The 13,780-nt window shown below is 60.9% G+C and carries 12 protein-coding genes; 4 read left to right on the top strand and 8 right to left on the bottom strand.

The features are described from left to right. Positions 1 to 110 precede the first annotated feature (110 nt). The 4 genes from garD to kdgD all read right to left on the bottom strand — a co-directional run bounded on the left by garD (position 111) and on the right by kdgD (position 5,620). Positions 111 to 1,664 carry a galactarate dehydratase gene (gene garD / locus BBF94_RS26145; RefSeq protein WP_065261812.1) on the bottom strand — a complete coding sequence of 518 codons (1,554 nt, stop codon included), beginning with the start codon at positions 1,662 to 1,664 and terminating at the stop codon, positions 111 to 113. 11 nt (positions 1,665 to 1,675) lie between these two features. Continuing rightward, on the bottom strand, positions 1,676 to 3,124 hold the full coding sequence (locus BBF94_RS26140; RefSeq protein WP_404820991.1) for an MFS transporter: 1,449 nt from the start codon (positions 3,122 to 3,124) through the stop codon (positions 1,676 to 1,678). 84 nt (positions 3,125 to 3,208) lie between these two features. Further along, positions 3,209 to 4,648 carry an aldehyde dehydrogenase family protein gene (locus BBF94_RS26135; RefSeq protein WP_065261810.1) on the bottom strand — a complete coding sequence of 480 codons (1,440 nt, stop codon included), beginning with the start codon at positions 4,646 to 4,648 and terminating at the stop codon, positions 3,209 to 3,211. Positions 4,649 to 4,708: 60 nt separating this feature from the next. Continuing rightward, a complete protein-coding gene (kdgD, locus tag BBF94_RS26130) occupies positions 4,709 to 5,620 on the bottom strand; it encodes a 5-dehydro-4-deoxyglucarate dehydratase (protein ID WP_065261809.1) in 912 nt (303 codons plus the stop codon). Positions 5,621 to 5,856: 236 nt separating this feature from the next. Here kdgD and BBF94_RS26125 point away from each other — a divergent pair, with 236 nt between their 5' ends. The 3 genes from BBF94_RS26125 to BBF94_RS26115 all read left to right on the top strand — a co-directional run bounded on the left by BBF94_RS26125 (position 5,857) and on the right by BBF94_RS26115 (position 7,835). After that, the gene (locus tag BBF94_RS26125) at positions 5,857 to 7,155 is read left to right on the top strand and encodes a phospholipase (protein WP_065261808.1); all 1,299 of its coding nucleotides are present in this window, start codon (positions 5,857 to 5,859) and stop codon (positions 7,153 to 7,155) included. Between the two features lie 11 nt (positions 7,156 to 7,166). Then, positions 7,167 to 7,358 carry a hypothetical protein gene (locus BBF94_RS26120; protein WP_065261807.1) on the top strand — a complete coding sequence of 64 codons (192 nt, stop codon included), beginning with the start codon at positions 7,167 to 7,169 and terminating at the stop codon, positions 7,356 to 7,358. A 102-nt stretch (positions 7,359 to 7,460) separates the two neighbouring features. Next, on the top strand, positions 7,461 to 7,835 hold the full coding sequence (locus BBF94_RS26115; protein ID WP_065261806.1) for a hypothetical protein: 375 nt from the start codon (positions 7,461 to 7,463) through the stop codon (positions 7,833 to 7,835). A gap of 4 nt (positions 7,836 to 7,839) precedes the next feature. Here BBF94_RS26115 and BBF94_RS26110 read toward each other — a convergent pair whose 3' ends face one another. The 4 genes from BBF94_RS26110 to BBF94_RS26095 form a co-directional block, all read right to left on the bottom strand. Next, entirely contained in the window at positions 7,840 to 8,586 is a 747-nt protein-coding gene (locus BBF94_RS26110; protein ID WP_065261805.1) for a FadR/GntR family transcriptional regulator, read from the bottom strand. Between the two features lie 105 nt (positions 8,587 to 8,691). Then, positions 8,692 to 10,419, bottom strand: coding sequence for an ABC transporter ATP-binding protein/permease (locus BBF94_RS26105; protein ID WP_065261804.1), 1,728 nt, complete (start codon positions 10,417 to 10,419; stop codon positions 8,692 to 8,694). 96 nt (positions 10,420 to 10,515) lie between these two features. Further along, positions 10,516 to 11,076, bottom strand: coding sequence for a response regulator transcription factor (locus BBF94_RS26100; protein ID WP_065261803.1), 561 nt, complete (start codon positions 11,074 to 11,076; stop codon positions 10,516 to 10,518). Further along, the gene (locus BBF94_RS26095; protein WP_065261802.1) at positions 11,069 to 12,331 is read right to left on the bottom strand and encodes an ATP-binding protein; all 1,263 of its coding nucleotides are present in this window, start codon (positions 12,329 to 12,331) and stop codon (positions 11,069 to 11,071) included. The genes BBF94_RS26100 and BBF94_RS26095 overlap by 8 nt, the downstream gene beginning before the upstream one ends. A 317-nt stretch (positions 12,332 to 12,648) precedes the next feature. Between BBF94_RS26095 and BBF94_RS26090 the strand changes: the two genes are divergently transcribed. Further along, positions 12,649 to 13,368: an SIMPL domain-containing protein gene (locus BBF94_RS26090; RefSeq protein ID WP_065261801.1), complete on the top strand. Its 720-nt coding sequence runs from the start codon at positions 12,649 to 12,651 to the stop codon at positions 13,366 to 13,368. Positions 13,369 to 13,780 lie beyond the last annotated feature (412 nt).

Here is a 13,780-nt window from a genome sequence, read left to right as displayed (position 1 = left end):
CGCTATCGCGAGAAGCTCGCTCCCACACTGATCTTCGGTGCTTACAAAATTTGTGTAGCAAAGGAGATCCCTGTGGGAGCGAGCTTGCTCGCGATGCAGGCGACTCGGTTTCAGGTGATCGGCGCCGGATTGAACAACGTAATGTCGTTATGCAGCTTGTGCTTCTCAGCCCACGTCTGCTGCTTGCCGCTCGCCACATCCAGATAGTAGTGAAACAACTCCCAGCCCAGTTCCTCGATGCTCGCGCGACCGGTAGCGATCCGTCCGGCATCGATGTCGATCAGGTCCGGCCAGCGCTGCGCCAGTTCGGTCCGGGTCGACACCTTGATCACCGGGGCCATGGCCAGACCATAAGGCGTGCCACGCCCGGTGGTGAACACATGCAGGTTCATCCCCGCCGCCAGTTGCAAGGTGCCGCAGACGAAGTCACTCGCCGGCGTCGCACAGAAAATCAAACCTTTCTGCTTGAAGCGTTCACCCGGACCGAGCACGCCGCTAATCGCGCTGCTGCCGGATTTGACGATCGATCCCAGCGACTTCTCGACAATGTTCGACAACCCGCCCTTCTTGTTGCCCGGCGTGGTGTTGGCGCTACGGTCCGCCTCGCCCTTGGCCAGGTAGCGGTCGTACCAGTCCATCTCGCGCACCAGTTCCTCGGCAACGGTTTTGCTCTGGGCCCGTGAGGTCAGCAGGTAAATCGCGTCGCGTACTTCGGTGACTTCGGAAAACATCACCGTCGCCCCCGCCCGCAGCAGCAGGTCCGAGGCATAACCGAGCGCCGGGTTGGCGGTGATCCCGGAAAACGCGTCGCTACCGCCGCACTGCATGCCGAGGATCAGCTCGGACGCCGGCACGGTTTCGCGGCGGCGCTGATCGAGTTTCTTCAGGCGGGTTTCGGCCAGTTCCATGATCTGCTCGATCATTTCGGTGAAGCCGTGACTGGAATCCTGCAAGCGATACAGCCACGGCTCGCTCAGATCAACCGAGGCATCGTCCTCGTGCATCACCTGCCCGGCCTGCAGTTTCTCGCAACCCAGACTGATCACCAGCGCCTCGCCACCGAGGTTCGGGTTGCGCGCCAGATTGCGCACCGTGCGGATCGGGATGTAGGCGTCGGTGGCCGTGATGGCCACACCGCAGCCGTAACTGTGGGTCAGCGCCACCACGTCATCGACGTGCGGGTACTTGGGCAACAGTTCATCCTTGATGCGTTTGACCGCGTGATCCAGCACCCCGGTGACGCATTGCACGGTGGTGGTGATCCCGAGGATGTTGCGCGTGCCGACGGTGCCGTCGGCATTGCGATAACCCTCAAAGGTGTAACCCTCCAGCGGTGCCTGGGCGGCCGGTACATCGGTGGACAGCGGGAGGCTGTCCAACGGTGGCGCGGTCGGCATGCGCAGTTGATCTTCCTTGACCCAACTGCCACGGGGAATCGGCTGCAGCGCATAGCCAATGATCTGGCCATAGCGAATCACCGTGCCGCCCTCGGGGATGTCCACCAGGCTGACCTTGTGGCTTTGCGGCACAAAATCCACCGTCACCAGGCCATCGGCAAATGCAGTGCCGGCCGGAACGCCCTGGTCGTTGACCACGACCACAACGTTGTCCCGCTCGTGCAGGCGGATGTAGCGCGGCGAGTCGGAATGTTCAATCAACTGCATGACGCCGCTCCTCAGGAATGCGCTTGAGACAATTTACCGGTGGCCTCGGAACCGCCATTGGTTGGCGGTTCTTTGAGTACCACACGCTTGATCGGGCCGACGATCACCAGGTAGCTGAACACCGCCACCAGTGCGTTGGCACCGACGAACACCAGCGCCCATTTGAACGAACCGGTGGAGCTGATGATGTAACCGATGACGATCGGTGTGGTGATCGAGGCGATGTTGCCGAAGGTGTTGAAAAGGCCGCCACTCAGACCGGCGATCTGCTTCGGCGAAGTGTCGGAGACCACCGCCCACCCCAGTGCGCCCACGCCTTTGCCGAAGAAGGCCAGGGCCATGAAGCCGACCACCATCCATTCCACTTCGACATAGTTGCAGGCGACGATGCTGCTGGAGACCAGCAGACCGGCGATGATCGGCGCCTTGCGGGCGAAGGTCAGCGAGTGGCCCTTGCGCAGCAGGTAGTCGGAAATCACCCCGCCGAGGACGCCGCCGATAAATCCGCAGATCGCCGGCAACGAGGCGATGAACCCGGCCTTGAGAATGGTCATGCCGCGCTCCTGCACCAGGTACACCGGGAACCAGGTCAGGAAGAAATAAGTGATGCCGTTGATGCAGTACTGGCCCAGGTACACGCCGAGCATCATGCGATTGGTCAGCAACTGGCGGATGTAATCCCACTTCGGGCCGTCAGCCTTTTTGCCTTGCTTCTGGTCCATGTCGACCATGCCGCCGTTGTCGGCGATGAACTTAACTTCCGCCTCGTTGGCCATCGGGTGCTGGCGCGGGCTGTGGATAACCTTCAACCAGATCAGCGAGAACAGGATGCCGAACACGCCCATGACAATGAACACATGCTCCCAGCCGAAGGCGTAGACGATCCAGCCCATCAACGGCGCGAACAGCACGGTGGCGAAGTACTGCGCCGAGTTGAAAATCGCCGAAGCCGTGCCGCGTTCGGCGGTCGGGAACCAGGCTGCCACGATGCGGGCGTTACCGGGGAACGATGGCGCCTCGGCCAGCCCCACCAGAAAGCGCAGCATGAACAGCGCCACGATGGCCGTGGACAGGCCGAACTCACCGACGAAGCCTTGCAGCACGGTGAACAGCGACCAGGTGAAGATGCTCAGGGCGTAGACTTTTTTCGAGCCGAAACGATCGAGCAGCCAGCCGCCGGGAATTTGCCCGGCCACGTAGGCCCAACCGAAAGCAGAGAAGATGTAGCCGAGGGTGACGGCGTCGATGCCGAGGTCTTTTTGCAGACTGGAACCGGCGATCGCGATGGTGGCGCGGTCGGCGTAGTTGATCGTGGTCACCAGGAACAGCATGAGCAGGATCAAATAGCGGACGTGAGTCGGCCTGGACGATTGCATGTAGATGTACTCCCACTGATTGTTTTTATGCGCGGGTGAATCTTCTTTGGTCTTTGTGGGAGCTGGCTCGTCGGACCGCCGCACCGCAGCGATGGCATCACTGCGGTGTGACTGAAAACCGAGGTGATTGCATCGCTGGCAAGCCAGCTCCCACAGGTACTGCTTGGATCAGGAACCGATGTAGCTGGTCTTCACGACTGTGTAGAACTCTTGCGCATGCCGGCCTTGCTCACGTGAGCCATAGGATGAACCCTTACGGCCGCCGAACGGAACGTGGTAATCGACACCGGCGGTCGGCAGGTTGACCATCACCATCCCGGCCTGGGAATGACGCTTGAAGTGGTTGGCGTACTTCAGCGACGTGGTGGCGATGCCTGCAGACAGACCGAACTCGGTATCGTTGGCCATGGCCAGTGCAGCCTCGTAATCCGCCACGCGGACGATGTTGGCCACCGGGCCGAAGATCTCTTCGCGGCTGATACGCATCGAGGCTTCGCTGTCGGCGAACAGGGTCGGCGCAAGGAAGTAGCCCTCGGTGTCGCAGGTCACCAGACCGCCACCGCTGACCACGCGAGCGCCTTCGGACTGACCGATGTCGATGTATTTCAGGTCCTGCTCAAGCTGCGCTTGCGAGACCACCGGACCGATGTCGGTGCCGGCCTTCAGCGCGTGGCCGACCTTGATCGACTTCATGCGCTCGGCCATGGCTTCGACGAATTGGTCGTGAATCCCGGCGGTGACAATCAAACGACTCGACGCCGTGCAACGCTGGCCGGTGGAGTAGAACGCGCTCTGCACCGACAGCTCGACCGCCTGCTTGAGGTCGGCGTCGTCGAGAATGATCTGCGGGTTCTTGCCGCCCATCTCCAGTTGCACCTTGGCCTGGCGCGACACGCAGCTGACCGCGATCTGACGCCCCACACCCACGGAGCCGGTAAAGCTGATGCCGTCGACCTTCGGGCTGTTGACCAGCGCTTCACCGACCACGCGACCGCTGCCCATCACCAGGTTGAACACGCCGGCCGGGAAGCCTGCGCGGGAGATGATTTCGGCCAGCGCCCAGGCGCAACCCGGCACCAGGTCCGCCGGTTTCAGCACCACGCAGTTGCCGTAGGCCAGGGCCGGGGCGATTTTCCATGACGGGATGGCAATCGGGAAATTCCACGGGGTGATCAGACCGACCACCCCGAGGGCTTCGCGAGTGACTTCAACATTGACGCCCGGACGCACCGACGGCACGTAGTCGCCGGACAGACGCAGGCACTCACCGGCGAAGAACTTGAAGATGTTGCCGGCGCGGGTCACTTCGCCGATGGCTTCCGGCAGGGTCTTGCCCTCTTCCCGGGCCAGTAGAGTGCCGAGCTCTTCGCGACGGGCGAGGATCTCGTTGCCGACTTTGTCGAGCGAGTCGTGGCGGGCCTGAATGCCCGAAGTCGACCACGCCGGAAACGCGGCACGGGCCGCTTCGATGGCGGCGTTGACCTGAGCCAGATCGGCCTTGGCGTAGTCGCCGATGGTGTCGCTCAGCTCGGACGGGTTGATGTTGACCGAGTAATCGTTGCCGGCGACCCATTCACCGTTGATGTAGTTGTCGTAGCGCTTGGTCACGAATCTTGCTCCTGACGCAAAAGGCCGCTGATCGCTCGGCAGCCTTGTTTTTAGAGTGGGTTACTGCGCACCTTGCTTGTCGATCAGCGCAGCGAGCATTTCGTACTCTTCGCGGGTCAGGTCGGTCAGCGGCGCCCGCACCGGACCGGCGTCATGGCCAGCGATTTTGGCGCCAGCCTTGACGATGCTCACGGCGTAACCGGCCTTGCGGTTGCGGATATCCAGGTACGGCAGGAAGAAGTCGTCGATGATCTTGCCGACAGTCGCGTGATCGTCACGGGCAATCGCGTGGTAGAAATCCATCGCGGTTTTCGGGATGAAGTTGAACACCGCCGACGAGTAGACCGGCACGCCCAGGGCCTTGTAGGCAGCGGCATAGACTTCAGCGGTCGGCAGACCGCCGAGGTAGCTGAAACGGTCGCCAAGGCGACGACGGATCGACACCATCAACTCGATATCGCCCAGACCGTCCTTGTAACCGATCAGGTTCGGGCAGCGCTCGGCCAGACGTTCCAGCAGCGGCGCGTTCAGGCGGCAGACGTTGCGGTTGTAGACCACCACACCGATGTTGACCGATTTGCACACCGCTTCAACGTGGGCGGCAACGCCGTCCTGGCTGGCTTCGGTCAGGTAGTGCGGCAGCAACAACAGACCTTTTGCGCCCAGACGTTCGGCTTCCTGAGCGTACTCGATGGCCTGGCGGGTCGAACCACCGACGCCGGCGAGGATCGGCACGCTGCTGGCGCAAGTGTCGACGGCAGTCTTGATGATTTCCGAATATTCACTGGCCGCCAGGGAGAAGAACTCACCGGTTCCACCGGCGGCGAACAGGGCCGAAGCACCATAAGGGGCCAGCCATTCCAGGCGTTTGATGTAGCCGGCGCGGTTGAAATCGCCCTGGGCATTGAAATCGGTCACCGGGAACGACAGCAGGCCGGCGGAGAGGATGGACTTCAGTTCTTGTGGATTCATTATTCGAACACCCTGGTAGCAACGTTTTTTTGTGAGTGGACCGTTCAGCCTTCGCCGAAGTTGTAAGTCATCGTACAACTTAAAAGATAACCGTCAACTGCATTTCATCGCTGGGGGGCATTTTTTGTCGGACAAGATTTCTTTTTGACGTAGGCGTTTTCTGGACTAGGCTCGATTTGACTGTATATGCATACAGTTAAATGAAAACCTGCCGACGACATATCAAGGAGAAAGAAATGTCCGGTCTACAACCCAAATGCCTTGAAAAACCCACACCGGTCATCGCCCGCTTCGATGATCTTTTTACCCCACGCGGCATCGCCTTCAGTGCCGAAAACCCGCACCTGGTGCTGCACATTGCCGACTCCCACAGCGATGTCGAACCCTCCCCCGCACTGCCCGGCAAAGCCATGAAAGTCAAACCGCCGCTGCGCTTCGAAGGCGCGGAACACACGGCGATCGGCGATAATACCCGGCTGCGCTTCGTTGAAAACGCCGAGCCGCTGCTCGCGCAAAACGTGCCGTTGCACCTGCCGAACGGACTGGCGCTGACCTATGGCCAGGTGCTCGCGCTGAGCGGTGATTTCTACGGAGTCGTTGACCGGCCGATCAACGAAGGTGCCACTGCGGCGGATCGTCTTCAGCGTTTTTCAGCGGCGTTCGACACCCTCGCCGCCCTACCGGCTTCAAAGGCCGAAGCGCCACAAATTCTCGCGATCATGCAAAAAGAGATCGATGCGGTTGAACAGGCGATCAAGGATGGCAAACCACCCCACGAAGCCTATGACGCCCTGGGAGATACGTTGTCGGAAGAGTGGAACAAAATCACCGGCGGCGGCAGCTTCGTCTCGGCGCTGTTTCCCCTCGGTCGCTACCTGAAACTGGCGGCGAACAATGCCGACCACTTCGGCGAATGGGCCCGTCAGGCTTACATCGCCGGGCACACCGTCGCCCTGCAGACTGCCGCAGCCGCCCACGCCGGTCAGGACGAACTGCAACTGGAACGGGCCTATGCGATGAATGCATTTGCCGACCACTACCTCACCGACCTGTTCTCTTCCGGGCATCTGCGAGTTCCGCGCAAGGCCATGGCTGCCGCCGTGACGCCGAGTGATCTGGGCTCGCTCATCACTCGCTTCATGCATGACGAAGACAGCAAGTTCGGTCTCAAGGTGCGCAACGGACGTGGCGAGCAATGGCGTGCATTCGGTGACAAACGCTACTTCGACGCCACGGATGCCGACAACCGAAATCAAGTGAATCAAGCAGTGCAGGATTCGGCGGACGAGGTGTATGCCGCGTATTCAAGCGGCATCGTGCCGACCTCCTTCAACGCGCTGCAACGGTTGCCGGATCTGACTGCCGTGATGAACCTGGCCAACAACTTTTCGCCACTGTTCCGCCTTCAGGGCAACAAAGTCCTGCGACGCAAGGATGTGAACAACCTCAACGATACCGCCACCGTCGACGATTGGTGGGGCTGGAGCACTTACCTGCTGCTCAGGGACTACCACCCGACCGGCAACACGAATTAAGGAGCGATTCGATGAGTATCAAATTGAACGTGGAGCTGGCCTCGGGCCAATCGTTGAAAGGTGCGCCGCTGCAACTGTTGGTCGATGGCATCGCCATTGCCCGCACGTTGGTGGATGCGCAGGGGCAGGCGACGTTCGACGTCAAGCCCGGTCCGGGCAAACTCTCCGTCAGGGTCGATCGTTCGATCCTGCCCGGCAGCTGAAATGCCCGGACAAGATTGCTCCGGCGCGCATCACGCGTTCGCCGGGTAAAGTGCGACGACTGCCGCGAAGGATCGCGGCAGAACTTTCAAGGAGAACGAAACATGACGTTTGCCGCTGCACAGCTTCCGCAATTTCCCGACCACGCCAGCGACTCGATCATCCTGCGGTTATCGACCCTGGATGACGACCTGATCGTCCGCGTCCCCGACGGGCAGGACACCCCGCCAAACTGGGATGTGTACCCGATCCTCGGCGACAATCCGGAAGAGCCTGAATGGCAGGGCTTGTCGGAGCCGACCGGCGTCTGGGACGAGGCACTCGACGATATGGTCGGTCTCACCGGCATCGAACTGAGCATCCCTCGATTCGAGCTGGAAAAGTACCTGAACGGCACCGTTGAACTGCGCTACAAGTTTGCCGACGAGTCCAGCCTGGAACCTTGCTCGGAACCGCTGAAACTCTACGTTGAAGCCTGACTGCTCAGCCCTGCGCCTGTGCTTCTTCGTGGGCCTGGCGCAACCGTTCGCGGCTGTTGGTCAGGTGCAGGCGCATGGCCGCGCGTGCGGCATCGGCGTCCTGGCGGGCGATGGCCTCGTAGATTTCCTCGTGCTCGCGGCTCAGGCGATTCATGTAGTGCTGCTGATCATCATGGGCCAGGCGTGCAGAGTTCAGTCGCGTACGCGGAATGATGCTGGTGCCCAGGTGAGTCATGATGTCGGTGAAGTAGCGATTGCCGGTGGCCAGCGCTATTTGCAGGTGGAACTGGAAGTCCGACGCCACCGCATCGCTGGCGTGGGCCACGCTTTCGTTCAGTGCATCGAGAGCGGCGCGCATCGCGGCCAGTTGTTCAGCGCTGCGACGCTGTGCGGCGAGACCGGCGGATTCGACTTCCAGGCTGATACGGAATTCGAGAATCGCCAGCACATCACGCAGGGTGACCACGGTGGCCGGGTCGATCCGGAAACCGCTCGGGCTCGGCGTGTCGAGCACGAAGGTGCCGATGCCGTGGCGGGTTTCGACCTGTCCTGCAGCCTGCAGCCGGGAAATCGCCTCGCGTACTACGGTGCGGCTGACGCCATGGGCTTCCATGATCGCCGACTCGGTGGGCAACTTGTCGCCACGCTTGAGCAGACCGTCGCGGATCTGCCCGGTCAGCACCGTCACCAGTTCCTGTGCCAGGCTGCGGCGCTTGCGAGGGAGGCGCGGGGTGTCGATCGGGGTTTCCATGGTCGGCGTTTGTCTCGAAAATTCAGCTGGATGGGCATCATAGCCCAAGGGAGTTGTACGATCACCGTCCTCTGTGGGAGCAGGCTCCCACAGATTCGGTACACATCAGGCCGTGACGGTCTGCTCGACCAGATGCCCGCTGTCGATCCGCACATGTCGTGGATGGAAGCGCTTGAGGCTGCTGCGATGGCCGACGCTGACGATGCTCAGGCCCGGCAACTGATCGATCAGCGCCTGATACAGCGTGGCCTCGTCTTCTTCGTCCATCGCCGACGTCGCTTCGTCCATGTACAGCCAGTGCGGCGCATAAAGCAGCGCACGGGCAAAGGCCAGGCGTTGCTGCTCACCCGGCGAGAGCATGCGCTGCCAGTGATTCGCTTCGTCCAGTCGTGCCACCAGATGCGGCAGACGGCAGGTTTCCAACACTTGTGCATAACGCTCCGGCGCGTAGGTGTCGCCCGGTTGTGGATAACTCAAGGCGTCACGCAAGGTGCCGATCGGCAGATACGGCTTTTGTGGCAGGAACAGATAACGTGTCGCCGGCAGGCGGATACTGCCGTGCCCTGCCGGCCACAAGTGCCCCATCGCCCGCAGCAATGTCGACTTGCCGCTGCCGGACCGACCACTGAGCATCACCCGGTCGCCCGGCTCAACGGTCATGTCGGCGCTGGTCAGCAGATGACGACCGTCGGCCAGATCCAGGCCGAGGTTGTGCACTTTCAGTTCGCTGCCCTGATTCTGTACGTCAATGGCCGGTGCACGTTCTTCGTTGTCGGTCATGGCCTGACGGAAACTCAGCAGACGATCACAGGTGGCACGCCAGGCGGCCAGTTCCGAATAGGCACTGATGAACCAGCTGAAGTTTTCCTGCACGTTGCCGAATGCCGAATTGATCTGCATCAGTTCACCCAGCTCGATCTTGCCTGCCAGGTAACGCGGCGCTGCAACGATGAACGGGAAAATGATCGCGATCTGGCCATAACCCGAAGTGAAAAACGTCAGGCGCTTGGAGACCCGCATGATGTCCCAGAAGTTGTGCCAGACCAGACCGAAGCGGCTGCTCAAGCGACGGTTTTCGTTGGGCTCGCCGTTGTACAGTGCAATGCTCTCGGCGTTTTCGCGCACACGTACCATGGAGAAACGCAAGTCGGCTTCAAAGCGTTGTTGTTGATTGTTCAGGCCGATCAGACGCCGACCGATCAAGTGTGTCAGCCAACTGCCGACCGCCGCATACAACAGCGCACACCAGAACATGTAGCCGGGAATCTCGACGCCGAACACCTCGATGCTGCCGGACACCCCCCACAAAATGATCGAGAAGGACACCAGGCTGACCACCGTGCGGATCAAGCCCAGCCCGAGGCTCAGGGTGTTGGCGGTGAAGGTGTTGAGGTCTTCGGAAATCCGCTGGTCGGGGTTGTCGGTGTAGCCGCCCTGCTCCAGCTGGTAGTAATTCTTGTGGCCGAGCCAGCGTTTGAAATGGTTCTCGGTGAGCCACGCCCGCCAGCGGATGGTCAGCATCTGCGTCAGGTACAGGCGATACACCGCACCCAGGATGGCTACCGTGGCGATACCGCAGAAATACAGGATCAACTGCCAGAACGCCGCCTCATCCTTCTTTTGCAGGGCGTTGTAGAAGTCCTTGTACCAACTGTTGATCCACACCGAGATCGCCACGCTGAACAGCGAAAGGGCAATCACGGCAATCAGCAATGTCCAGGCCTTGCCCTTCTCTTCGCTGCGCCAGTAAGGCGTGGTCATGGCCCACACCTTGCGAAAAAACTGCCCGCGCACAGCATCGTTGACCGCGGAATATTCAGCGTTCTGATTCATGGATAAGGCTCGATAAAGAAAAGAACAGACACGCACCGATCATAGTTGATCGGTGCGCTTTATCGCGAGAGCGGGCAATGGCCGTTCAGCGCAGGTTCAGCGACGAACCGGGCGTTTCTGCAGTTTGCGCTGCAAGGTGCGGCGGTGCATGCCCAAGGCGCGGGCAGTGGCGGAAATGTTGCCTTCGTGTTCGGTCAGCACTCGCTGGATGTGTTCCCACTGCAGTCGATCCACCGACATCGGGTTCTCCGGCACCAGACTGTCGAGGTCGGCGTGTTCGGACAGCAGCGCCGCCAGCACGTCATCGGCGTCCGCCGGTTTGCACAGGTAGTTGCAGGCGCCGCGCTTGATCGCTTCGACTGCAGTGGCAATGCTCGAATAACCGGTGAGGATCACCACGCGCATTTCCGGGTCCAGCTCCAACAGTTTGGGCAACAGCACCAGACCGGAATCGCCGTCCATTTTCAGATCGAGCGCCGCATAGTCCGGCAGATCGGCCTGGGCGATGGTCAGGCCTTCTTCGGCGGAACTGGCGGTGCTGACGCGAAAACCACGGCGAGCCATGGCCCGAGCCATTACCCGGGTGAAGGTCGCATCGTCATCGACCAGCAGCAAATGCGGCAGTTCTTCGCCTTCGACTTGGATTTCGTCACTCATGTTGCTCTCCTCGGACGCCGTGGGGCAGACGCAGCTCGGTGAGCGTGCCGCCTTCCTCATGACTATAGAGTTTCACTGAGCCGCCGGCGCGTGTCACGCTGGCCTTGCTCAAAAACAGGCCCAGGCCGAAACCTTTGCCCTTGGTGGTAAAAAACGGTTTGCCAATTTGCTCGGCTATCACCAGCGGCACGCCGGCGCCGTGGTCGCGAATACTGATGGTCAGGTATTCCGTGTCCCAGTCCAGGGTGACCTGAAGGTTATCCGGGCAGGCATCGGCGGCGTTGTTCAACAGATTCAACAACGCCTGGGTCAGATCCGGCGGTGGTGCGACACGGGGCAACGGCCCCTGGCCCAGACGCTGGAAGCGGTAACTGGCCTCGGGACGCATCAAGTGCCAGCGGTTGAGGGCTTCGTCGAGCCAGTCGGTGACGTCCTGCATCTCCACCGCCATCCGGCGATTGGCCTCGGCGGCGCGCACCAGTTGTTGCAGGGTTTCCTTGCAGAGTTTGACCTGATCCTTCAACACCTTCAGGTCTTCCTGAAGCATCGGGTCGTGGTGATCCTGCTGCATTTCGTTGAGCAACACGCTCATGGTCGCCAGCGGCGTGCCCAGTTCATGGGCGGCACCAGCGGCCTGAGTCGCCACGGCCAGCAATTGCTGGTCGCGCAGGCCTTCTTCACGACGGATTGCACGCAACTCTTCCTGCCGGCGCAGCTCTTCTGCCATGCGCGCGGCGAAGAAGGTAATCACCGCTGCCGCCAGCGCGAAGCTCAGCCACATGCCGTAGATCTGCAGGTTTTCCCGCGCTACCGGCAGGGTTTCCAGCGGATAGAAATGCGTCAGCATCAGCGTATACAGAGCCAGCGCAATGCCGGACAGCAACACCGAATAACGCCATGGCAGCGTCACTGCGGCGATGGTCAGCGGCACCAGATAGTACGAAACGAACGGGTTGGTCGAACCACCGGAGAAGTACAGCAAGGCGCTGTGGATAAACAGGTCGCAGGCCAGTTGCAGCGCGTATTCGAGTTCAGTGACCGGCCACGAAGTGCGCAGGCGCACGGCGGTGAACACACACAGCAGAATCGAACAGCCGAGGGTCATCACCAGTTGCACCCACGGCAACGGCAACAGCTCCAGCCAGTAGGCCAGGCCCACGGAACCGGCCTGCGCGGCCAGCACCAGGGTGCGAATGAAAGTCAGCCGCCAGAGGTTCTGGCGAGTGGCGGAAGTCAGTTGTACGGGGGCGAGCATGAGCTCTCCTGATGAGCGCTCCAGGCGGATCGCACGGAGTATAACCAAGGCGCGGGCTTGAGAGGCGAAAGTGCGGCAAACGACCACATGGCGCAAAGTTTTTCTGCGGCTATAAGGGCGCCTTCGCGAGCAGGCTCGCTCCCACATTTTGAAATGCTTTTTCCTGTGAGAGCCAGCCTGCTGGCGATGGGCCTCAAAGCGACCCCCGACCATCTGTATAGAAGTTGTAACTGGGCGAACCGGATCATAAAAGCTAGAGTCTGATGGTTTCACGCAGGCCCCCGAACCATCACCTGCGCCCTCATCAAGGAGCTTTCATGCACACATTTCGCCGCTGCGCCGCCCTTCTCGCCCTGACCGCCGGCAGCGTCGCCAGCCTTCCGGCCCTGGCCGCCGATGAGCTGCACTACAACCAGATTTCCCTGCGCGCCGAAGTCAGCCAGGAAGTGGCCCGCGACCTGATGATCGTGACCCTCTACACCGAAGAACAAAACACTGACCCTGCCAAACTCGCCGCCGACGTCAGCACCACCATGAACAAGGCCCTGGCCCAGGCCAAGCAGGTCAAAGACATCACCCTGCGCCAGGGCAGCCGCAACAGCTACCCGATCTACGACACCAAGGGCCAGAAAATCACCGGCTGGCGCGAACGCGCCGAACTGCGCCTGGAAAGCACCGATTTCGCCGCCCTGTCCAAACTCACCGGCGAGTTGCTGACCGAACTGAAAATGGGCGGCATGGACTTCGCCATCGCGGATCCGACCCGCAAGGCCAGCGAAGACAAACTGCTGAAAGAAGCCGTCACCGCCTTCAAGGCCCGCGCCCAACTGGCCACCGACGCCCTGGGCGGCAAGGGTTACAAAATCGTCAACCTGAACCTCAACAGCAACGGCTACCCGCAACCGTACATGCGTGCCCCGATGATGATGAAAGCCGCCGCCGGCATGGACGCAGCGCCGGTCACGCCTGAAGTCGAAGCGGGCACCAGCCAGGTCAGCCTGACCGCCGACGGTTCGATCGAAGTGTTGATGCAGTGATTGAGTGACAGCTGAATGAAAACCGGCGATCAGTGATGAACGCCGGTTTTTTTGTGCCCGGGATTTGAGTTGTCAGCTCTGCCGTCATCGCTGGCAAGCCAGCTCCCACCAGTTCTGTGGATTTATTGAAATCGCGCACGACCCTCTGTGAATCCCACACATTTAAACATTCGAAAATGGAACGCGGAGCGTCCCGGGCGGCATTCCCACGCGGAGCGTGGGAGCGATCAATCCCCACAAGATCTGGTCGGCTGTCAGGCCGCCATCGCCGGCAGGCGGGCTCCCACAGGAAAGCAGTTCGCTTTCCGCTTCCTACCACTTAACACGATGAGCGTTAGCTCAAGTACCGCTTTTGATCTTCGAGCGACGTCGGAAGGCTGAGTGGAGGGACTTATCCGGGGGTGGGAGCGCA

The sequence above is a fragment of the Pseudomonas bananamidigenes genome (assembly GCF_001679645.1).
Taxonomy (GTDB): domain Bacteria; phylum Pseudomonadota; class Gammaproteobacteria; order Pseudomonadales; family Pseudomonadaceae; genus Aquipseudomonas; species Aquipseudomonas bananamidigenes.
The sequence above is the reverse complement of the archived record's forward strand: the minus strand, read 5'-3'. Positions and strand labels throughout refer to the sequence as shown.

Bases quoted from the DNA above. Each gene is read 5' to 3' on its own strand.
- kdgD (WP_065261809.1), bottom strand. From the start codon at position 5,620: ATGAATCCACAAGAACTGAAGTCCATCCTCTCCGCCGGCCTGCTGTCG.
- BBF94_RS26100 (WP_065261803.1), bottom strand. From the start codon at position 11,076: ATGAGTGACGAAATCCAAGTCGAAGGCGAAGAACTGCCGCATTTGCTG.
- garD (WP_065261812.1), bottom strand. From the start codon at position 1,664: ATGCAGTTGATTGAACATTCCGACTCGCCGCGCTACATCCGCCTGCAC.
- BBF94_RS26090 (WP_065261801.1), top strand. From the start codon at position 12,649: ATGCACACATTTCGCCGCTGCGCCGCCCTTCTCGCCCTGACCGCCGGC.
- BBF94_RS26125 (WP_065261808.1), top strand. From the start codon at position 5,857: ATGTCCGGTCTACAACCCAAATGCCTTGAAAAACCCACACCGGTCATC.
- BBF94_RS26095 (WP_065261802.1), bottom strand. From the start codon at position 12,331: ATGCTCGCCCCCGTACAACTGACTTCCGCCACTCGCCAGAACCTCTGG.
- BBF94_RS26115 (WP_065261806.1), top strand. From the start codon at position 7,461: ATGACGTTTGCCGCTGCACAGCTTCCGCAATTTCCCGACCACGCCAGC.
- BBF94_RS26105 (WP_065261804.1), bottom strand. From the start codon at position 10,419: ATGAATCAGAACGCTGAATATTCCGCGGTCAACGATGCTGTGCGCGGG.
- BBF94_RS26110 (WP_065261805.1), bottom strand. From the start codon at position 8,586: ATGGAAACCCCGATCGACACCCCGCGCCTCCCTCGCAAGCGCCGCAGC.
- BBF94_RS26120 (WP_065261807.1), top strand. From the start codon at position 7,167: ATGAGTATCAAATTGAACGTGGAGCTGGCCTCGGGCCAATCGTTGAAA.